The 21243-nt window shown below is 55.9% G+C and carries 15 protein-coding genes; 3 read left to right on the top strand and 12 right to left on the bottom strand.

What is annotated here, in order from left to right; genetic code table 11:
• A partial coding sequence (locus HQL76_06745; protein MBF0108853.1) for a hypothetical protein occupies positions 1-392 on the bottom strand: 392 nt, incomplete at its 3' end.
• A gap of 294 nt (positions 393-686) precedes the next feature.
• Here HQL76_06745 and HQL76_06740 point away from each other — a divergent pair.
• Together HQL76_06740 and HQL76_06735 are read left to right on the top strand one after the other, a co-directional pair.
• On the top strand, positions 687-2567 hold the full coding sequence (locus HQL76_06740; GenBank protein ID MBF0108852.1) for an N-acetylmuramoyl-L-alanine amidase: 1881 nt from the start codon (positions 687-689) through the stop codon (positions 2565-2567).
• A gap of 83 nt (positions 2568-2650) precedes the next feature.
• Positions 2651-6820: a translocation/assembly module TamB gene (locus HQL76_06735; protein MBF0108851.1), complete on the top strand. Its 4170-nt coding sequence runs from the start codon at positions 2651-2653 to the stop codon at positions 6818-6820.
• Between the two features lie 3 nt (positions 6821-6823).
• Here HQL76_06735 and HQL76_06730 read toward each other — a convergent pair whose 3' ends face one another.
• From HQL76_06730 to HQL76_06720, 3 genes are read right to left on the bottom strand one after another with little or no spacing between them, the layout of a single operon-like run.
• Positions 6824-9589: a histidine kinase gene (locus HQL76_06730; GenBank protein MBF0108850.1), complete on the bottom strand. Its 2766-nt coding sequence runs from the start codon at positions 9587-9589 to the stop codon at positions 6824-6826.
• A gap of 1 nt (position 9590) precedes the next feature.
• Complete coding sequence (locus HQL76_06725; GenBank protein ID MBF0108849.1) at positions 9591-9791, bottom strand: hypothetical protein; 201 nt, start codon at positions 9789-9791, stop codon at positions 9591-9593.
• Positions 9788-10678, bottom strand: a complete 891-nt coding sequence (locus tag HQL76_06720) for a DUF3050 domain-containing protein (protein MBF0108848.1) — start codon at positions 10676-10678, stop codon at positions 9788-9790. Before HQL76_06720 ends, HQL76_06725 begins: the two co-directional genes overlap by 4 nt.
• 245 nt (positions 10679-10923) lie before the next feature.
• On the opposite strand from HQL76_06720, the gene HQL76_06715 reads away from it, so the two are divergent.
• Positions 10924-12522, top strand: a complete 1599-nt coding sequence (locus HQL76_06715; protein ID MBF0108847.1) for a cyclic nucleotide-binding domain-containing protein — start codon at positions 10924-10926, stop codon at positions 12520-12522.
• Positions 12523-12560: 38 nt separating this feature from the next.
• Here the strand turns inward: HQL76_06715 and HQL76_06710 are convergent, their stop codons facing one another.
• The 8 genes from HQL76_06710 to HQL76_06675 form a co-directional block, all read right to left on the bottom strand.
• On the bottom strand, positions 12561-12743 hold the full coding sequence (locus tag HQL76_06710; protein ID MBF0108846.1) for a hypothetical protein: 183 nt from the start codon (positions 12741-12743) through the stop codon (positions 12561-12563).
• A gap of 40 nt (positions 12744-12783) precedes the next feature.
• The gene (locus HQL76_06705) at positions 12784-13233 is read right to left on the bottom strand and encodes a response regulator (GenBank protein ID MBF0108845.1); all 450 of its coding nucleotides are present in this window, start codon (positions 13231-13233) and stop codon (positions 12784-12786) included.
• A gap of 179 nt (positions 13234-13412) precedes the next feature.
• Positions 13413-14618, bottom strand: coding sequence for a response regulator (locus HQL76_06700; GenBank protein MBF0108844.1), 1206 nt, complete (start codon positions 14616-14618; stop codon positions 13413-13415).
• 2 nt (positions 14619-14620) lie between these two features.
• Positions 14621-18073, bottom strand: coding sequence for a response regulator (locus tag HQL76_06695; GenBank protein ID MBF0108843.1), 3453 nt, complete (start codon positions 18071-18073; stop codon positions 14621-14623).
• Positions 18074-18201: 128 nt separating this feature from the next.
• Entirely contained in the window at positions 18202-19161 is a 960-nt protein-coding gene (locus HQL76_06690; GenBank protein ID MBF0108842.1) for an electron transfer flavoprotein subunit alpha/FixB family protein, read from the bottom strand.
• Positions 19158-19898, bottom strand: coding sequence for an electron transfer flavoprotein subunit beta/FixA family protein (locus HQL76_06685; GenBank protein ID MBF0108841.1), 741 nt, complete (start codon positions 19896-19898; stop codon positions 19158-19160). Before HQL76_06685 ends, HQL76_06690 begins: the two co-directional genes overlap by 4 nt.
• A 6-nt stretch (positions 19899-19904) precedes the next feature.
• Positions 19905-20534 carry a thiol:disulfide interchange protein DsbA/DsbL gene (locus HQL76_06680; protein MBF0108840.1) on the bottom strand — a complete coding sequence of 210 codons (630 nt, stop codon included), beginning with the start codon at positions 20532-20534 and terminating at the stop codon, positions 19905-19907.
• A 2-nt stretch (positions 20535-20536) separates the two neighbouring features.
• Complete coding sequence (locus HQL76_06675; protein ID MBF0108839.1) at positions 20537-20962, bottom strand: OsmC family protein; 426 nt, start codon at positions 20960-20962, stop codon at positions 20537-20539.
• Positions 20963-21243 lie beyond the last annotated feature (281 nt).

Here is a 21243-nt window from a genome sequence, read left to right as displayed (position 1 = left end):
GAAGAGGCGGAAGAGGCGGAAGAGGCGGAAGAGGCGGAAGAGGCGGAAGAGGCGGAAGAGGCGGAAGAGGCGGAAGAGGCGGAAGAGGAGAAATCCATCGAATTGACGATTTCCTTGAACTGGGCCGTGATCTCCTGCATCTGCAAACGGTAAAGCTGGGGTTGATCGCCATGATCGTTGGAAAATTTGCGAAACTCGAAAAAGCCCGCCTTGCGCAGGTCATCGAGCGCCCCTTCGACCTGATTCAGGGTCTTCGCCCGGATGTGGCAGGTCAGGGAGGTCCCCTCGATCCGGCAGATCTGTTGTATTTCAGGCCACAGGTAGGTCGTGCGGTCGCGCAGTTCCAACAGGGAGGCCTGTTGCCGGGGTGGAAGATCCGAAAAATGGGGCATGGCTACTGATCGCTCTTGATGGACTCCAATAGTCGTCGTCGATTTTTCTCTAGCACGGTAATTCATTGGATTTCAAGGACTCAAAGCGGAAAGGCCGATTTTTTCATCATTGGAACGAAACGAATGCACGATTGAAACCGAAAAAACCGCCTTATTGAATGTTTCAGCCTGTAAATGAACTGTCGATTCATCAGGGTTCATGGCCATCATTCAACGAATCATTGGACTAAAGTGTGGACCTCTATGAAACGTAGAAGCCTGTTGCAAGCGTTGGCGGTTTCGGCTGGTGGAATCATGTTTCCATTTTCCTTTTCCTTTTCGGAAGAGATGAGCATGATCCGCTTTTCCAGCATCGAAACCATGGCCGATGGTTTGCGGATTGGATTCACGATCACCGGGGACATCGTGACCAGGGGATTTCTTCTTGATCGGCCCCATCGAGCGGTGTTGGATTTCATCGGCGCCCCGATGTTCATGCGCCGGGAACTCACCGAATTCCATGATCCCCTGGTCAAAAAGGTCCGCTTTGGCCTGCAAACGGCGATCAATGGTCGTCTGGTCTTCGATCTGTGGCAACAGGTCCGGATCGAAACCACCGACACTGCCATCGGACCGGGAAAACGGGAGTGGACCGTCTGGTTGAAACGGCAGGAGACCGGTATGGCTCCCGCCACTGCCTCGTCCGTCCAGGAACCGGTCCCCGCGACACGGGAAATGGAACCCCTGTCATCCTCCGGAAGCGACGTCACCTTGGGCGGAGGACAGGATGTCCTCACGAAAACGAACGACCAACGTTCGATCATCCCCCCGGAAACGGAGGAAAGAAAACCTCCGGAAAAAAATCCCGGATCCTCTTCTGGAGACCCCCCTGGCAACCAGGGAAAAACAGTCCTGACGGTCACCTCGCTGCGCCAGGAAGGAGAAACCATCGACATCACGTTTGTGGCGGACGGGACGATCCGACACCGGGCGTATACCCTGGAATCACCGAAGCGTGGCGTCGTCGATCTTTTCGAGACTTCCATCGCCAACAGTCGCGAATTGACCCTCGTTCACAATGACCTGATCCGCCGCATCCGCATCGGTCATCCCCATGCCCGGGGAACGCGCATCGTCTTCGACTGCCAGGGGGAGGTCCAACTGGAAGCCAGTCTGGGACCCGCGGCCAATGGCGTCGGGAATCAATTGTTTCTGCGCTTGCGCCGGGACAACCGGATTCAAGATCACCCGGCGTCCGAATTATCGCAGGCCCAATCCGACCAACAACCCGCCAACATGTCGGAACCGGTCGTGATGGCGCCATCCGATCCGCCCAAGACCCCGTCAGCCGCGCCCTCGGCCACACCCACCCCTACCCCGCCCGTGCCACCATCGTTCCGTTCGTTCCTGGAACCCCCGGCCCCCGGAAAACAATCCCTGCCATTTCGGACACGGCGGGCCTACGAAGCCTTCATGGATCCCACGGAAACGATCATCATGGTCGATCCGGGCCATGGCGGGATCGATCCAGGGGCGGTCGGACGCGAGGGAACCCTGGAAAAGGATGTCACGCTGGCCGTTGCCAGACGTTTGTTTCACAAACTCAATGGCCACCAGAACTGCAAAGTCGTCCTGACCCGGAATGAGGACCGTTTTCTGACCTTGCGCCAGCGCGTCGCGCTGGCACGCCGCGCCCGGGCCGATCTGTTTCTGAGCCTGCATGCCGATGCCTACCGCGACCCGGCCGTTCATGGCGCCTCGGTCTTCTGCCTGACCGATGGGGTTCAGTACGACCTCGATGAAAAGGATCGCCTGCTGGCCCAGAGGGAAAATGCGGCGAGCGACATTCAGCCGGTCAACGAAACCTTCGAGCATCAGGATTCATTGATGGAACTTCTGCAAATGGATGCCATCAAAAAACTGGCCCTTGCCGACAGCGTGCAATTTGGCCGCAAACTGATTCAGTCGCTGCGCAATCAACCGGGCATCGGTGTCCACTATCCCCGGGTCAAAAGGGTCAACTTTCTCGTTCTGAAAAATCCTGGCATCCCCTCCTCGCTGGTGGAAATGGGATTTCTTTCCAACCTGCGCGATGAACGACGCATGGTCCATGCCGAATATCAGGATATGATGGCCGAGGGACTGGCCAGTGGCATCTGCAAATTTTTCCGTCTGGCGCCAACGGACAAGGCGTAAGGAATCAAGTGGCGTTTCAATGCCAGAGCAGGGCATAAAAAAAGGCAATGCGCTTTAAAAGCGACCTGGAAAACCCCATCGCCATGAACGACCGTCCGCAGGTGGGAACCACCTCCGCTTCCGCCGCGCCCCGCCAACCCCCGAAGCGCGGGAAAAGGTGGCGTTGGATGCGCAGGCTGGCCGTTTTCCTGTTCATCATCCTGCTGCTTCCCATCCTGTCACTGACGGTGCTGCACCTTGACCGTTCCCATCATCTGGCCAACCAGTGGCTCAATCGAATGCTTGCCCCCTCGGTTCACATCACCCGTCTGGGAGGCGAATGGCCGCTGAACATCACCCTGGAACGACTTGTTCTTGCGGATGATCGGGGACCATGGCTCGACCTGGAAGGGATACGCATCGATTGGCCCGGGGAGGAATGGCGTTCGGATGCCTGGCCCCTGCCACGGCTCGACATTCAACGGTTGTCGCTCGACCGGTTGCCCGGACGGCAGGAAAAGGATTCCTCCGATACCGGCGGATGGTGGGACCGGGGATGGCTTCCGGGTCGGTTGTCCATTCACACCCTGTCCCTGGGCCAGGAGTTGCTTCCAGGTGGCGCGACTTTTCAACTTCAGGGGGAAATTCAGGAAGTCCAGGAGGGGATGCGCCGGTTGCATGGCTGGATCAAACGACAGGATCGGGAATTGGCCCAGGCATCGTTCGACATGCAATTTTCATCCCGTACCGACCATCTTGGGCTTCACCTTGAAATCGATGAACGTTCGGGACTCTTCTCCGCCCTGACCCGGACCCCCGCCGCCGAGGGCCATTGGCGTGTACGCCTGGAAGGATCCGCCCCCTGGCGGGCATGGCGTGGTCGCCTGGAACTGCACGGGCCGCCCCTGGGGACAATGACGGTCGGGGTAACGGCCAGGGATGGACGGAAAATCGACCTTGACGGACAATGGCGCCTTCCCGACCCCCCCTCCTGGAATTTTGTCCGATCCCGGACCGAACAGGGATCCATCCCCTTCGGCCTGACCGTCGAACACGACCGGGAACACCATACCCTGACCCTTTCCCGCATGACCGGCGCCATTCCCGGCATCACCTTCGATGGCACGGGATCCATCATGACAGGAAATACCTCCCCCCCTCGACTTTTCGGGGAAGTGCATTTCACCATTCCAAACATGCAACGAGTTTTCCAGGGGACAACCACGCCCATCACCGGAGCGCTGCGTGGCATCGCAACCCTTTCCGGGACCTCGACGACGCCACAAGCGACGCTCCATCTGCACGGCAAACGACTGGTCACCTCGGGAATCACCATCGACCAGTTCAAAAGTCGTCTTGAACTCACCCCCAACACCCATCGCGCCGCGGGAATGGAAATGTCCCTGACCGGACTGGCCTCCGGAGTGGCACATGACGAAAAACACTGGTCCACCCTGGGAATATCGGGTCTGTTCGCGACCATCCCCGACGAAGACACGCTCCTGTTGCGCCTGCGCACGAAACCTGGCGCCATGCGTGTCGCTTCCACACGATCCATCCCCTGGTTTCATCATCAAACAACACTGGTTGCCGCCGGAAGACTGCGGACAAACCGTTTCCTCGATCTTCACCGCGTCCGCCTGACAGGTCCGGACCTGTCCGCAACCGGTGGCGGGCGTTTCGACCTGACAGGCCGGACCTTCTCCTCGACCATCCGTGCCACCCTGGAGGACCTGACCCCACTGGAACGAATACTGGGCGGAAAAACCCGTGGTCCCCTGGAAATCAGCGCCCGGAGCGGCGGTTCATGGAACGACCCATGGCTCGAACTCGACCTTCATGGCGACCGGCTGACGTTTCCCAACCTCAAGATTGATTCATTTTCGGCGACATTCGCCGGAAAAAATCTTGTCACCGCCCCCGAAGGGACCGTGCAATCGCAATTGCGTGCCCATCGTGAACGGATCACCCTTGCCACCAGGGTCGCAATGGGCAAAAACGGCGGACCTCTGGTGCTGGAAGGGGTCACGATCATCGCGCCCCGCGCCCGACTGGACGGCCACCTGACCGCCACGCTCGACCCCTTCGTCCTGAACGGTCGTCTGCAAGGAACCATCGAATCCCTGGCGGCACTCAAACCCTGGCACGGCCAGGATTGGCAAGGACGGGCCGAAATCGATCTGGAACTGCCACCCCGAAAAACACCCGCCGCCACCAACCCGACCCCTTCGCCCAAGGCCAATCCCCGCGGACAAAGAAAATCGTCCACCACGCCCCTTCCAGGCAGGAACGCAAAAACCCCCGATGACGCATTCAAAGCGACGCTCGTGGTGCATCCCTTCAGCGCTTCGGGGATTTCCTTCAGGCATCTTGAAATCAAGGGCCATGGTCAACCGGGACGGATCCTGTTCGAGGTCATGGGACAAGGGACAGGTCCAGAGGATCCATCGTTCACGGGGCACGGTGAATTTCACCACGCCCCCACCGACAGACGACTGCTCCTGACCGGATTGGCAGGATCCTGGCGCAAGGAACCGTTTCTTCTGCATCGACCGTGGAACATCACGTTTTCGGAAGAGGGACTGGCCATTTCGGACCTTGATCTGACCCTGGCCGACTTGCGCCTCCGCGGTACACTGAAGCAACGCCGAGGAATGGTGGAAGGACAATGTCGCATCCATGGCCCCCTGTCGGTGTTCGACCGCCTGGGCATCGTGCCACTCCGGGGAGAGGTCCAACTGGCCGCCACCCTCTCGGGAACAAACGCCAGGCCCAAGGTATCGATGACCATCCAGGGTACCAACCTGAAAGGACAAAGTGGTCCCCCCACCACCTTCCCCCCCGCACACATCTCGGGACACCTGGGAATCGACAGCGACCGGCTGGCCCGTCTGCGGCTGGTCGTCACGGGGTTGGGGACAACCCCCGCCCAGGTGTACGCACACATACCGGTCCACCTGACCCTCGAACCATGGTCGGCCCACCTGGCCGCCACTGCCCCGTTCGACCTGGAACTCCAGGCCAAAGCGAAACCGTCCGACCTCGCCGGCTGGCTCGGCGTGGCGGAGGAACACCGACTCGGTGGTCTCCTCGAAGCATCCCTGCATGCCTCCGGTTCCATCGACCAACCCCGGATCGCAGGAACGATGGCACTGAAACAAGGTTCCTATGAAAATGATGTCCTTGGGATCCTTTTCAAGGACATCACCATTCAGGGCCATGCCGATGGAAAGCGCATTCTTTTTGATCGAATCACGATGACGGATGGCGGGCGCGGCCAGATCGAAGGCCGGGGCCAATGGCTCCTGGAGCGCCAGGCCGATTTTCCATTCCGGATCGAGACCACCCTGAATCAGGTCAACCTGCCCCAGCGTGAAGAGATCAAGGCCAGTGTCAGTGGCACCCTGGTCCTCGAAGGATCGCGGGAAAACCTTGACATTCACGGAACGGCCACCGTTCATCGGGTGGACTACCACCTCCCGGAAACCGACGACGGACCCCAACCTCGTGTCGTCCGGATCCGGGAAAAACAACACGAAGAAACGAAGAACACCCGCCCCATCCCGACCCATCACTCCCGCCTCGACGTGCGCCTGACCTTCCCCGACCAGGTATTCATCCGCCGTCCGGGCCTTGATTCCCGGTGGCATGGCGCCATCGACATTCAGGGGTCACTCGAAGCCCCACGAATCACCGGACAGCTTGATCTTGGGCGTGGTCATCTGAAATTCGCCAATCGCCGCTATGAGTTGCGCCGTGGCAGCATCCGTTTTTCCGGTAATGCCTCGACCCCCCCCATCATGGATGTCGATGCCGTCACCCAGACCCGGGACCTGGAGATTCGCGCCAATCTTGAAGGACCCGCCAGCCATCCCCGACTTCGATTCATCAGCATTCCCGAGCTTCCCGAAAAGGACATCCTCGCCCAATTACTCTTTGGCCGATCCATCGACACCATCACCCCCGCCCAGGCGCTACAACTTGCCGCCACCCTTCAGTCCTTGCGCAACGGCGGAACCGGAATCGTCGATGGAATCGGGCAACGACTCGGGATCGACCAACTCGACTTCACCGGCGATTCGGTCGAAACAGGCAGGGTCAATGCGGGCAAATACCTGTCGGACAAAATATATCTTGAAGTGCAAAAAGGATTGAAGGCCGATGCGGACCGCATCCAATTGGAATACGATCTGACCCCGGATCTCTCGGTTCAAACCGGAGTCGATGCCCGTTCCCATACGGATATCGGCATCATGTGGAATATGGATTATTGAAACTCAAGCACCTTGGGATCGGGAGGTTCCGGCCCCCTCGTCCTCGGCGGAGGGGCCATTCCGGGGCACCATGAATAGGAACGCGGTCCCCTTCGTCACACCATTTTCGGCCCAGATGCGCCCCTGGTGGCGTTCGATGATCCTGCGACATATCGTCAATCCCAATCCGGTCCCCATGGGAAGATCGATGGCATCCTTTCGGATCTGATAAAATTTTTCAAAAACCCGCTCCAGATCCTCCCGGGGAATGCCACTGCCGTTGTCCACCACCGCCAACCCGATTTCCTCGACGGACTCCCTGGGCTCGATCACCACGAGGCCGGTATCGGCATCACAAAATTTGACCGCGTTCGAGAGCAGATTGATGACCACCTGAATGATCTTGTCCCGATCCGCCCGTACCTTGACGGTCTCTCCCGGAACCCGGTTGACAAGACGAACCGATTTATTGTCAAACAGATGACGGGTGGCATCGATGGCCTCCTGGACCAGGGAAGACAAATCGACGTCGCCCAGGTGCCATTCCATTGTGCCCGACTCGATCTTGGCAAGATCGAGAATTTGATTGACCAACCGGGTCAAACGAAGCGTTTCCTTGATGATGATGCCGGTGAACCGCTGCCGTTCCTGGCTGGAAAGGTCATCGTTATCATGCAGGATTTCGGAGAAGGCGCGAATGGCGGTCAGGGGTGTTCTGAGTTCATGGCTGACGGTGGAAAGGAATTCATCCTTCAACCGATCCAGTTCCTGGAGGCGGGCGTTGACCTGACGCAATTGATCGGTGGCCGCTTCGAGCTGACGCGATTTGAGTTCGAGGCGTTGACTGTATTCGATCACCTGGCTGGTTTCGTCGAGGATGCGCATGACGCCGCGGAGATCCAGTTCCTCCCCCTTCACCACCGAGGAGATCATGACCCGTGCCGAGGCGGAACCGATGGCCCCCGTCAGATGTTTTTCGACAAAGGCAACCAGATGCGCCGGAGCTTGAGACTCGTTTTCCAGGGTCAGGTCGCATTGACGCAAATGCTGGACGAACTCGGCCTCGGCGGCGACGGGTCCGATGAACCGGGCCAACAGTTTTTTCAGGGTTCCGACACTGACGAACCCGCTCCACAGGTAGGCATCCCCCCCCTTGGCCCCCTTTTCGAACACATTGACAAAATTCAGGGCTTGAATCTGTTCGATGGCGGTCTGACGGTCGAACAGGGATACGCCGACCAGGATTCCGACGTTGAACAGCATGCTCCAGAACACCGAATGGGTGACGGGATCGCTGAAAGAAACGCCGAAAAGGGCATGAGGTTGCAGCCAGGCGATTCCCCAGGGTCCCTCGGTCAGGAAACTCTGGTCGATCCAGCCCGATTGGGCGAAGGAAGCCAGCAACAAGGTATGGGTCCAGACGAGAAAACCGGCGAGAAGGCCCGCCATGGCCCCACGTCGGCTCGCCTGGGTCCAGTAGATCCCAAGCAGAATCGAGGGGGCGAATTGCGCAACCGCAGCGAAGGAGATCATGCCGATGCCCACCAGGGTATTGGATTCCCCAAGGAGCCGGTAATAGAGATACCCGAGCAGCAGAAGACCCAAGATGATTCCCCGGCGCAGGAGGAGGATGACACCGGACAGATCGTCGCGAAAAGTTGATCGCAGACGCAACAGCAGGGGAAGGATCAGGTCATTGCTGACCATGGTGGACATGGCGACCACCTCGACGATCACCATGGAGGTGGCGGCGGAAAGTCCCCCGACATAAACCAGAACCGCAAGCCAGGACTGCTGCCCATGCAGCGGCAAAGCCAGGACGAAAATGTCGGGATCGATGGTCCCATCGGGAAAGATCAGGCGTCCGGCCAGGGCTATGGGAAGAACGAACAGGTTGAAGATCAGCAGGTACAGGGGAAAGAGCCAGGAGGCCCAGGCAACGTGTTCCCGATCGAGGTTTTCCACGACGAGAATCTGGAATTGCCGGGGGAGGAACATGATCGCGAGCATGGCGAGGAAGGTCATGGAAAACCAGGAAGAGTATCCTCCCGGCACCACGTCGAAACGGACCAGCCTGGCGAGGTCGGGATGTTGCATCGCCTGATGGAACAGGTCGCCCAGGCCATCGAAAAGCCCGTAGGAGACGAACAATCCGACCAGGAGAAAGGCCCCGAGTTTGACGAGGGACTCGAAAGCGACCGCCATGACCATCCCTTCATGACGTTCGCTCGCATCCAGATGGCGGGTCCCGAAAAGAATGGCGAACAAGGCCAGGAGCAGTGCGGTATACAAGGCGGTATCGCGCCATACCTCGGGAACGGCCCCCACCACATCCGGTTCCCCCAGATGGGAAACGACATCCAAGGTGACGGCGACCGCCTTGAGTTGCAGCGCGATATAGGGCATGACGCCGATGACCACAAACAGGGTCACCATGCCCCCCATGGTGGGACTCTTGCCATAGCGCGAGGAGATGAAATCGGCGATGGAGGTGATGTGATTGATTTTGGCGATGGTGATGATCTTGGTCAGAAACAACCACCACAGGGCGGCCATCAGGGTCGGACCAAGGAAAATGGGGAGAAATCCAACCCCCCCGACTGCCGCCCGACCGACGCTGCCGTAGTAGGTCCAGGAGGTGCAGTAGACGGCTATGGAAAGGGTGTAGATGATGGGATTGTTGACCAGCGACCGGCCACGGGACATTTGCCGATCGGCATGAAAAGCCAGCGCAAACAGGACGCCCAGATAGGCGATGGAAATTGCCGGTGCCAACCATATCCAGGACATGTCACGATTGATCCAACGATTTTCCCGTAACGGCCAATCCAATCAGGACGACGAAGAAAAACCAGAATCCAAACAGGTAGAAATACAAGAGTGGAATTCCGGCGACGACCGCATCCCGATCGAACAGAGAGAGGATCGGATCGTTCAAAGCGAGAACGCCAAGAAGAAGCAGGGCCACGAGTCGATCATGACGCCGTTTCATGAATCCAACCGCTCCCGGAGTGTCGCCAAAACGCCGTCCCAGAACCTGATGCGACTCGAAACCGCCTGAATGGCCGCATCGTGCGCCTCGGCGATACGCACCGGATCACCGGCACACAATGAATCGAGCATGAGCAGTGAAAGTGGCCCATGGTGATCCTCGTCCAGGTGAATATGCCGTTCGAGATAATAGTGGAATACGGGCGCCATGGAACTGTCGATGGCCATGTTTTGCAAAAGGGCGCGGAACATCGAAGGAATGATGTGTTCCCTGCCGAGGGCGAAGGCGGCGGCGATGACGTGGGGTTTGCCGGTGGCGATGAAAGCGAAGGTCTGATCCATGAACAGACGGGCGGGGCGGGGAATTTCATGTCCCAGATCCGCGACGACCGTGGAATACCCGCGTTGCGCCGCGGCGCTGGCCAGTTTTCGCGGGATGTGGCTGTTGGCCCCGACCTCCGTCATGGCCAGGGCATAAAGCTCGAAATGGCTGGCGTAGGTCGGGTTTCCCGCGGCATCGGGAAGACCCAAATCCGATTCTTCCTCCAGGACGATGCTGTTGACGAAGCGGCGCAGGGTTGGATCGCCTACGGGCCTCCAGGGTTGGTCGCACGGGGCGAGGACTCCCTGCAACGCCTTGAGCAGCGACATGAAATCCCATACACCAAAGACATGATGTTCCATGAACAGCCTGAGCTCTTCAATGCAGGTCACCGCCGCATAGACGGGATGGCGATTCAGTTGTTCCCGAAGTGGCAGGATGGCGGCAAGGAGTTCGGTGCGATGTGGTGTATTCACGGTTTCCCCTACAGTGTTCGGCGGACCCCGGCCAACCTTTCGACCTTGACGTTCGCTCCGGGGTCGAACAGACGGCCATGGTACCGTCATCGGTCCCTTCTGGCAACCCGGCCCGGACTCTTTTCCCGGCCACCGCACTCCCGGTTGGCCCCTGCGACGTCGGCCCAATCGGGGACCGTTGCCACGAGACACTCTTGAACACAATACCATTTATTTTGACATTCACCCGATGAAGGCGCATGATGCCGCAAACGTTGTCGCCGCATCGTTCCCACCTTTGTTCCTGACAGTAAACAATGAATAACAACCATCAAATCCTTTTGAAAAAGATAAACATGTCCGGATGGATTTCGTTGACGGGCTTCAAGGAAACATTCTCGAAAACGACCGTCATCGAATTCATCAATGACATTGAATATCCCTTCCTGTTTGGCGACAGCGTTTCAAATATTGTTACAAACAACAACAAAGGCGTCGTCTCATTCCGGGTTGCCGAGGGACGGCCCTCGAAAAGCAGAACGCCGCTTAATTATATCTTTCCGATTGTAAACGAAAAAGTAGATAATGAAACAAGCAGTCTGTCCATTGGTTCGTCTTCAAACAATCATTTCATACTTCCGGACTATACCGTTTCCGATCACCATGCCCTGATCATCAAAAGGGGACATAATTATTTCCTCAAGGATTTGGCAAGCGAATTTGGTTCCTATGTCAACAGTGTCTCCTTCGGTCGCAAAGAAGTTCTCCTCAATGATGGCGACAGTGTATCGATCGGAAGGTATCAATTCTTTTTTTTCCATTCGAGAACGCTTTTCGATCATGTCTACGATGCCCCCCGGGATGAATGGAACGACGAGGAATTCACCGAAGAACTGACCATCGAGAAGCAACAACGCAATGCAACCCTGCGCAATAATCTGAGAAAAGATCTCAACTCAAGCTCGGAACATGCCACAAAGTGTATTTCCAGCGGCACATTTCCCGACTTTGACGAAAGATTGTTGACGATCATCTCCTTTGTTCCGTTTTTCAATGCATTCACAAATCATGAGAAGAGACAGATTGTTTCGTTTCACAACAAGTTTGTTTCGGCCAAGCGTGACGATGTCATCATAAGGGAAAATGAAAAGAGCAATGATTTCTACATTGTGCTCAAGGGAAGGGTCGAGGTGGTCCGGTCAGACCACGCCGCGCCGTTGAACAGCCTGGGTCCCAGCAGCAGTTTCGGCGAGGTTGCCTTTCTTCTGGGTTCGCCCAGGTATGCAAGCGTTGTCGCACGGGAACCGACCATTCTGTTCCGCATCGACCGCGATTTTTTTGAAAATATCGGAATTGAAATCAGGGATAAACTCAAAAGCCAGATCATTCGTCAATTATCGTCCATCACCCACAGGCATAATATTCTGATCCAGGATATGGCAAAAGAGAAGAGTGAAGAACTCAGAGTATTCGGGAAAGGGACGATCCCCCCCATCGAACTTGATAAAAAAGACGCGGTTTCGGTCGTAACGCGGCATCTCGATAACAGTCCAGCATTTTCCGGATTTTCAAGGTTCGAGAAAAACAGCCTTGTGATTTCGATCAGTTCCGTCAAACGCTATCTGAATGGAGAAACCGTTCTGAGAGAGGGAATACTGAATGACGGCATCTATTACATCATTGACGGCAGCGTCTACGTAACCGGTGCAGAAAGCGGACTTGTCTTATCGGAACTGGGGCATGGAAAATTTTTCGGAGAAATGTCATCCTTTGGAAAAAGCTTGGTCACCGCCAACATTATCTCCATGAACAAATCGACGATCATGAAAATATCGGTCGAGGATTTCCAGGCCATTCCCCTCGAAACAAGAGAGAAACTCCGCGATATGATCCTGAAACAAATCATCGACCGTCAATCATCCCAAAACCTGCAAAGATTGAAATATTCCGAATAATCATTGATTCGGAACTGCCTTTACTGTGCAAGGCCCTCTTATGGCACCACTTTCCCTTTTACCTTGTCCAGGGAATCGCGTCCATAATAATTGCACACCCCTTTCTTGGCGACCGGCTCGATCCCAAGTTCCTTGATGGCTTTTTTGACCTTGGCATCCGAAATACCCAACTCCTTGGCGATTTTTCCCGCCGTCAACAATTGCTCATTCGCATCGGTCATCGTTTCGCTCCCTGATGAAAATTCTGAAACGCAAATCGGGTTACCACCAAACCTTTGGACTGATTCCCAGTTCGCTCAGTTTGACAAGAATCTTGCCGCGGTTGATGGGTTTGTTGATGTATCCGGTACAACGCCCTTCCTCGAAGGCCCGTTTCATTTCCGAGGTGGCATCGACAGCGGTTACCATGACAATGGCCGATTGGTTCTCCTGAAGAATCCCCGCCTCGTCTTCAAGTTCACGCATCTTCTGCAACGCTTCCTGCCCATCCATCACCGGCATCATGATGTCCATAAGCACCAGGTCGTAAGGATTTCCCTCATTGAGATGCAGGGAAAACAGCTCGACAGCCTCAGCGCCATCGATTGCCTGATCACATTGCGCATAGGGCTCCATGATCTTGGAAAGGACCATTCTGTTTTCGATCTGATCATCGACAATGAGACATTTCATGAAAGAATCGGAAGCCATGGATGGTCGTGGTTCGGTCATGTAAGTTCACCAGTCCCTATTATGACAGATCGCCGTGGATTTGTCATCGACAATACCGACATTTCCCCCAAAAGAAAATGAAACGGCTCGCTTAGAATCAATTAAATGCATGATATTTTTGTATATCCCGCCATTCTAAAAACCTTTACTCTCAAAAGAAACGATATCCGGGAGTTCGCTCAACAAGCCACCACCGGGACAGGTTGTTTCAGAAAGGACGCGGTAAAATGGAAGGTACTCCCTTTATCTTCTTCACTTTCGACCCACATTTCCCCGCCCATCAGAGGGATAAACCGTTTGCAGATCGTCAATCCCAACCCCAGACCACCATGGGAGCGACGAAACGCCTGCTCCAACTGGGTAAATTCCTGGAAGATCAGTTCCTGTTTCGACTTGGGAATACCGACCCCGGTGTCACGGACCATGAAATGAATGATCTCCTCGGTATCGGTCTGACTCTTCCTCTCGACCCGCAACATGATTTCGCCTTGATTGGTAAAACCCACCGCATTTTTCAACAGGTGACGCAGGACCTGTTGCAAACGTTTGGCATCCCCTGTCAAAATCGTCGGCAGACCATCGGGAAGATGCATGGTCAGTTCAAGCCCTTTCTTTTCCGCTTTCGGATTAAACTCGGTGATCACCCCCTCCAGGAGCCGTCCAAGATCGAACGGTTCCGGCTGCAAACGGACTTCACGCGCCTCCACCTTGGCCAGTTCGATCATTTCATTGATCAAATTGAGCAATGATGAAGAGGCGCCATTGATGATTTCCAAATATTGATCCCGTTCCTCCTGGGGTAGATCCGGTTCTCCGAGAAAGGAGGTAAAACCGATGATGCTGTTGAGGGGATTGCGCAATTCATCGCTGATGATCGCCAGAAATTCATTCTTGGCCCGAATCCCCTCCTCCGCCGCCTTTTTTCTGGACTCGGCCACGTTTCTTGCCTCGATCAGTTCCCGGGTTCGCTCACGCACCAGATCTTCCAGTTGATCCCGATGGCGCTTCAGTTCAAGATGAACCCCGATCCGATGTCTGACGATACTGGCATTGAACGGTTTGGTGATGTAATCCACCGCGCCCAATTGCAACCCCTTGGTCTCATCCGCCACCTCGCGTTTGGCGGTGACGAAGATGATCGGAATATCCTGGGTAACCGGGTCGCCCTTGAGAATCGAACAGACCTCATATCCATCCATTTCCGGCATCATGATGTCCAGAAGGATCAGGTCCGGCGGTTTCTTGGAACGTGCCACCTTGAGGGCTTGCTGTCCGTTCAAGGCAATGGTCCGGTCATAGTCCTGCAGAATATCCCTCAGGACATCGATATTGGAACGCTGGTCGTCAACGATCAGGATTCGCGGTTGCGTCTTGATGCTGGACATGATCAGGTCCGCATGAGGGGGATGTTCATTCGGTCAGCCAAATCTTTCAATATTTCCATAGCTTTACCAAAATTATAGTCCTCGACTTCCCCCTCGATCGCCCGCAATGATTTTTTGCATGCGGCACCCGGCAGAAGATTATTGAGCCGTGAAAAACAATCGGAAACTTCGATGCTGTTGTCATCCAGAAGTTCCGCCATTTCAAGCAAGGCAACCTTGGCCGCCTCGCCATCGATGGGAAGAGTGCAATCTTCCCCCCTTTCCGGCTCCGATACAGTCGGTTCCAAGACCAAGTCGTCGAGCGCTTTCATGGATTCGAGAATCGGTTCGAGGGTACCGACAAACCGTTCCACCATGGGATGCCAATCGACAACCGTCTGATCGCCCAAAACCGATTCCAATTCCTGGGCCACCTGGCAGAGTTGACCGGCTCCGATATTGCCTGCAACGCCGATGGTGGCATGGGCCAGTCGTGCCGCTTCGAGACGATTGCCACTCTGGATGGTATTGCGCATTTCCTCGGCAAGATGTTGCTGATCCTTGCGAAAACGAAGCAGGATTCGATAGTAGAGTTTGGCGTTGCCACCCACCCGTTCGAGACCGTCCTTGATGTCGATTCCTGTAATTTCAGGCAACTCCAGCTGATCGCGTTTAAAATGCTCCGCCGCCGGCAGCACCGTAAGCGGACCGATGACCTTGGTCAATACGCCATACATCCGTTCGGGACGAATGGGTTTGGCAATGTGGCCATTCATGCCGATTTCAATACATTTCTTCCGTTCGCTCTCCAGCGCGTGCGCCGTCATGGCGATGATCGGCAAATTCTTGAAGCGGTCATCGTTGCGCAGGATCGTCGTTGCTTCGAAACCATCCATGTCGGGCATTTGCAGATCCATCAAGACGGCATCATAGGAATATTTTTCGATCCGGTCGAGCGCCTCGCGGCCATTGTTGGCAATTTCGACCATCAATCCAACCCGTTCCAGAAGTTCGCGCGCCACCTGTTGATTGATGACGTTGTCATCGACGAGCAAAATACGTGCCCCTCCGATGACATCGGCGGTTTCATAATCCTGGGCAAGAATCTTCGTTACCCGCCGTTCGTTTTTCGGCTGCTCCTTGCCAAATGCCGCCGAAACAGCCTGGATCAGACGGTTTTTGGTGATGGGCTTGTCGAGAAAAATATCGATTCCCGATTCCTGGCTCAATTGTTTAAATTTGTCCTCGCCAAAGGAGGTCGTGAGAATGATTTTCGGCGCCCTTGCAGGTGGTGTCGTTTCTCGCAATCGTTTGAGAATCCGTTGGCTGACGCCAATGCCATCCTGACCGTTCAGACTCCAGTCGATCAACAACAATTCGATCGGGTCCCTGCCAAAATTGTGCTCAAGCAACAAAAGTTCCACCTCGTCGGCGGTTCGGGCAGTTTGTGGCCTGAGGGAAAGCCGTTCGAGCATGGAGGGCATGAGTTCAAGAATCAGATCATTGTCATCCAGTACCAGGACCCGTTTGCCGAAAAGATCACCCGGAATCGTCATTTTCTTGCGGCGGTTTTTCGCGGCGAAGGTCACCATGACGGTAAAGGAAAAAATGCTCCCCTGCCCCGGAGTGCTGGTCACCCAGATGCGACCGTCCATCCGCTCCACCAGGCGTTTGCAGATGGTCAATCCCAGACCGGTTCCACCATATTTGCGCGTGGTCGATCCGTCCCCCTGAACAAAAGGATTGAACAATTTAGACAACCGGTCGGGATCGATGCCGATACCGGTATCGCGAATCATGAAACTGACCTGGACTTTCTTGTCCTCCAACTCCTCCACCAGGGATTGCACAACAATCGATCCCTCATGGGTAAATTTGATCGCGTTGCGAATCAGATTGATCAATACCTGCTCGATACGCAATACATCGCCAAACAACACCGAATCATATTCCAGTGGCGGAAGCAGAATCAGTTCCAATCCGCGATCCGCCACCTGTTTGCTGAACAGATCGGCCAGACGGTCGAACAGATCGGAAATATCGAAGCGAACGGGATCCAGATCCATCTGTCCCGCCTCAATCTTGGAAAAATCAAGGATGTCATTGATGATTCCCATCAAGGAATGAGAGGCGACCTCCACTTTCTCAAGATAATCCCGAATCTTGGGACTGAGTTCGTTTTTCAGAGCCAGATCGGTGAACCCCATGACGGCATTCATGGGGGTTCTGATTTCGTGGCTCATGTTGGCGATGAATTCGCTTTTGGCCCTGTTGGCCGATTCCGCCGCCCTCAGCGTCTCCTCAAGGGAACGCAACAACTGTTTGCGATCGGTAATGTCCTGGAGAAACGCGGTGAATGAAAGATCGTCCTTTTGTTGCACCGAGGTCAGAGCCACCTGAAGATCGACAATTTCTCCGTTGGACCGTTTTCCGGGGATTTCGAAACGTTTCCTCAAAACGGTGTTATCCCCATTGACGACGCTTTGAACGTAATGGACCATCCCCTGACGATGTTGTTGCTGCAATGCCACCGGGACAATGAATTCGGTCAACTGACCACCGAGGATCTCCTTTTTGGTATATCCAAAAAGTTTCTCCGCGGCGGGGTTGAAATCAAGGACCATCCCCTTGGCATCCGTGGTAATGATGGCATCCAGTGCATTTTCCAACAGCGACTGATGTCTTTTGACCATGCGCTCCAGTTCGTTGTGTCGTTCGATGATTTCAATGTTCTGGGTGACACGGCACAACAATTCTTCATTCTCGAACGGTTTCACCAGGAAATCGTTGGCCCCCGCCTTGATGAATTGGACCGACAGATCGCCATCCGAAATCGAGGACAGGCCGATGACCGCAAGTTCATCACGGCTATGAAACGCCCGGACCTTCTTGAGCAGCTGGATGCCATCCAGTCGCGGCATCTGATAGTCGGTGATGACGAGTTGGACCTGTTCCTTTTCAAGAATTTCCAGGGCCTTTTGCCCATCCTCCGCCTGAAGGACGACAAACCCGTAGCGTTTGAGAAAGTTTGCCAACATGACGCGGACGGAGCGCGAATCGTCCACGGCCAGGACACGGATCCGTTTGTTTTTGTGAAAACGGCGAATAAAATGGATGACCGAATCGATGACGCCAATGTTGTCCTTGACAAAATAATCCAGAATCCCCTTGGCAAGGATCCTGTCCTGCAAATCCTTCTTGTACATGCCCGTCAAAACGACCGCCGGGATCCCCGATTTCAGGATCAGATCGACGATTTCACCATTGGGTGCGCCGGGAATATAAAGATCGAGGATGGCAAGCAGAAAAGGGTCCCTGGCCGATTGAACCGCCTTGACCGCCTCATCGAAACTTTTCGCCAGCACTACCGGATGTCCCAGTTGTTGGCGGATGGTTCCCAGAAGCAACGATGCAAAGCTCCGGGAATCCTCAACAACAAGCAAGGGTTCCAAGACTTCCTGGTTCGTAAGGGTCATACCGGATTCCATGACATGCTTGCGGATTGGGTGGCCGAGTCAGTACACGCCACCACTGAAAATACCCTTTTTTCCTGTCCGACACACGCAAAATAGCAAGGAAGCGCAAGGATCGGGACTGTGCTGGTTCAGCGCAAATCCGGCAAACAGCTTTGAACGGTGTGGAGAATTTCGTCCAGCTCCCCGGCGGCACGATGCAGGTCCGCGACCAGGGACAGGTCGGCGATGGCATGCAGGGGGGCGTCGGGATCGTGATTGATGGCGACGATGACCTTGGCATCCTTGATGCCGGCCAGGTGTTGGATCGCTCCCGAGACACCGAGACCAATGTAGAGTTCCGGGGCGATGATCCGCCCGGTCTGGCCGATTTGCAGCTCGCTGGAGGCAAGTCCGGCATCAACGGCTCCCCGGGTGGCCCCGACCGCGCCACCCAACCGGTCGGCCAATGCCGTCACCGTGGCAAAACTTCCGGAAGCGGCCAACCCCTGTCCTCCCGCCACCACGATGGCCGCCTGGGACAGGTCGGGTCGGGTGCCGGTCGTGGTCATGAACGCCTCGTGGCGGCTTGATGGACCACCGGGTGGCGGGGCAAGTGTTTCGACCGGAGCGCAAGCCACGGCATCGCTGGCGGGCGGAAAGGCAATGGGACGAATTGTCAGCAGGGCGGGAAATCTTTTCACCAGGAGTCGCGCCAGCGCCTGTCCGGCGTGTATGGGACGGATCAAGGTATCGGGTGGGGCGATGGCCGTCACCTGGGTGACGGGTGAGGTCGCAAGCATTCCTCCGACCCGGGGAATCAGATCGGCCCCGAAGCTGTCATGGGCCGCCACGATCCAACGGTAACGGGAAGAAACATGGGCAATGACCCGCGCCAGGTTTTCGGTGGCTGGAGGAAAGTCGGCGGAATGGACAACGTGAAAAACCTTTTCCACCCCTTCGATGCGTCGTCCCAGACGGCATTTTTCGTCGCTGTCCGCTCCTGCCACCAGCAGATCGACCCGCCCCAGTTGCCGTCCCGCGGTAACGGCGCGGGAGGTGGCTGGCGATGGACCGCCAAGTCGATCTCCGGCCACGACAAGGACGCTCAAGGAAGAACTCCCAACCGCTCCAGCTGCGCGATCAGTTCGGCAACCGATGTGACGCGACGACCCTTGGGACGACCGGGTGGCGGAATATGGGCCATGATGTCCCAGGAAGGTGTGGGCATTTGCGGGAGGGAATGGATGGCGATGGGTTTGGCCCGGGCCTTCATGATGTTGGGAAGGCTGGCATATCGTGGGGTGTTCAATCCCAGATCGACGCTGATGACCGCGGGCAGGGTCAGTTGCAGCCGTTGCCTGCCACCATCCACCTCGCGTTCGACGGTGGCGGTGTTTTCCGAAAGGTCGATTCGGCTGACAAAGGTCGCCTGGGGCCAATCGAGGATTCCGGCAGTCATGGCGGCAGTCACCCCATGGTCGCAATCAATCCCCTGACGTCCCATGAGGATCAGATCGATGGCCTCCGTTCGTGCCTGTCGGGCGATGGCCTGGGCGACGAGCAGAGGCTCGCCGTGAGGTTCGGCCTCGATCAGAATGCCCCGATCCGCTCCCATCGCCAGGGCGGTGCGCAACGAACCTTCCCAGGCCCTGGGACCGACGGTGACTGCAAAAACGTCCGTCGCCAGCCCCTGCTCCTTGAATTTGATCGCTTCTTCCAGGGCAATCTCATCGAACGGATTGATGACCCTGGGGACATCCTCAAGGTTTGATGATTGTCGTTCCTCCAATACCTGCACCGGGAAGGCGGGATCGGGTACCTCGCGGATGGCAACCAGGATCCGCACGCCGGTTCACCGGGCCGCCAGGGCTTCGACGATGGCGATCAGACGCTTCGGGTCACCCTTGGCGTGCTGGCCAAACGAGACCTGATATTTTCCATTGACCACCAGAGCGGGAGTTCCAGTCACGCCATAGGCTTTCTGCAGGCTCAAGGCCTGGGACACCCGGGTGGAGACACCGAATGACTGAAGCTGACTTTTAAACTTTTCCGGATCCAGACCCGCCTCCTCGGCGATGAAACCCAGTTCGTTGATGTTTTCGATATTAAGATTATTGTCGAAATGGGCTTTGAAGATTGCTGTTTTCATTTGTGGCCCACGACCGAGAAATTCGGCGGCAAAAAAGGAACGCAGGGGAAGATCGGTCTGGCGTCCCCAATAGACGGGAAGAGAACGGTACTGATAGCGATCACCGTTGTTTTTCAACCAGGCTTCGAGATGCGGGTGAAGATCGTAGCAATGAGGGCATTTAAAGTTGAAAACCTCCACGATTTCAGGCTTTCCCGTCGGGACCGGGACGGGGGGGACGATGGCGGTGTAATCAACGCCCGCCTTCAGAGTCATGGTCTCGGCGTGAAGGGGGGCCAGGAACAGAAACAGGGAACAAAAGAAAAAAAGAATGGACCGATACCACTGGACCATGATCATGACTCCCGGATTTCAAAGGTGGTGTGGATGGTCGCGGTCTTGCCCAGCATGGCAGAGGCGGAACAGTACGTCTCCTCGGACAATTGAATGGCGCGGGCGACCGCTTTTTCAGGAATCGATCGACCGGTGACGACAAAGTGGATCGTGATGGCGGTGAATACCTTGGGATCGGTCGGGGCCCGGGTGGCTTCAAGGGTAGCCACGCAGTCCCGAACCTCATGCCGGCCCTTCCTGAGAATGGCGATGACATCGATACTGGCGCAGCCGCCCAACCCCAGGAGCAGCAGTTCCATCGGGCGAATGCCCATGTCCCGGCCACCCAGGTCCGGATGGGCATCCATGACGACCGTATGGCCTGAACCGGACTCCCCGAGAAGTTGGATTCCTTCGATCAATTTGATGCGTGCCTGAACGTCCGCCATGATTTTCCTCTTTGTGCGTTGGGTCGGGTCATGAGATGGTCCTTGGAAACCGTGTGTTGGCCAAGTTCGGAATCTCCTTGCCTCATCCTGACGGGACGCAAGCATAGCATCCTGGCGTGGAGGTTTCCATTGTCTTCGGCTTGGGATCGTGAAGAGTTTTACCGATTTCATCGCCGGGGGGGCTTGGCGCGGTGGTCATGGTACACGTCGTTGTGGTTTTTTTTCTCGTTTTGCCGTATGTCTTTCCTGGCTGTTGGCCGAATGAATGCGGGTTGCCGGTT

The sequence above is a fragment of the Magnetococcales bacterium genome (assembly GCA_015228815.1).
GTDB lineage: Bacteria > Pseudomonadota > Magnetococcia > Magnetococcales > UBA8363 > UBA8363.
Note: the sequence above shows the minus strand (reverse complement) of the source record. Positions and strands in the feature narration are given on the sequence as shown.

Excerpts from the sequence above, each read along its gene's own strand:
- HQL76_06730 (MBF0108850.1), bottom strand. The coding sequence starts at position 9,589 with ATGTCCTGGATATGGTTGGCACCGGCAATTTCCATCGCCTATCTGGGC.
- HQL76_06735 (MBF0108851.1), top strand. The coding sequence starts at position 2,651 with ATGAACGACCGTCCGCAGGTGGGAACCACCTCCGCTTCCGCCGCGCCC.
- HQL76_06740 (MBF0108852.1), top strand. The coding sequence starts at position 687 with ATGTTTCCATTTTCCTTTTCCTTTTCGGAAGAGATGAGCATGATCCGC.
- HQL76_06720 (MBF0108848.1), bottom strand. The coding sequence starts at position 10,678 with ATGACGGTACCATGGCCGTCTGTTCGACCCCGGAGCGAACGTCAAGGT.
- HQL76_06695 (MBF0108843.1), bottom strand. The coding sequence starts at position 18,073 with ATGACCCTTACGAACCAGGAAGTCTTGGAACCCTTGCTTGTTGTTGAG.
- HQL76_06675 (MBF0108839.1), bottom strand. The coding sequence starts at position 20,962 with ATGGCGGACGTTCAGGCACGCATCAAATTGATCGAAGGAATCCAACTT.
- HQL76_06680 (MBF0108840.1), bottom strand. The coding sequence starts at position 20,534 with ATGGTCCAGTGGTATCGGTCCATTCTTTTTTTCTTTTGTTCCCTGTTT.
- HQL76_06710 (MBF0108846.1), bottom strand. The coding sequence starts at position 12,743 with ATGACCGATGCGAATGAGCAATTGTTGACGGCGGGAAAAATCGCCAAG.
- HQL76_06705 (MBF0108845.1), bottom strand. The coding sequence starts at position 13,233 with ATGACCGAACCACGACCATCCATGGCTTCCGATTCTTTCATGAAATGT.
- HQL76_06725 (MBF0108849.1), bottom strand. The coding sequence starts at position 9,791 with ATGAAACGGCGTCATGATCGACTCGTGGCCCTGCTTCTTCTTGGCGTT.
- HQL76_06700 (MBF0108844.1), bottom strand. The coding sequence starts at position 14,618 with ATGTCCAGCATCAAGACGCAACCGCGAATCCTGATCGTTGACGACCAG.
- HQL76_06715 (MBF0108847.1), top strand. The coding sequence starts at position 10,924 with ATGTCCGGATGGATTTCGTTGACGGGCTTCAAGGAAACATTCTCGAAA.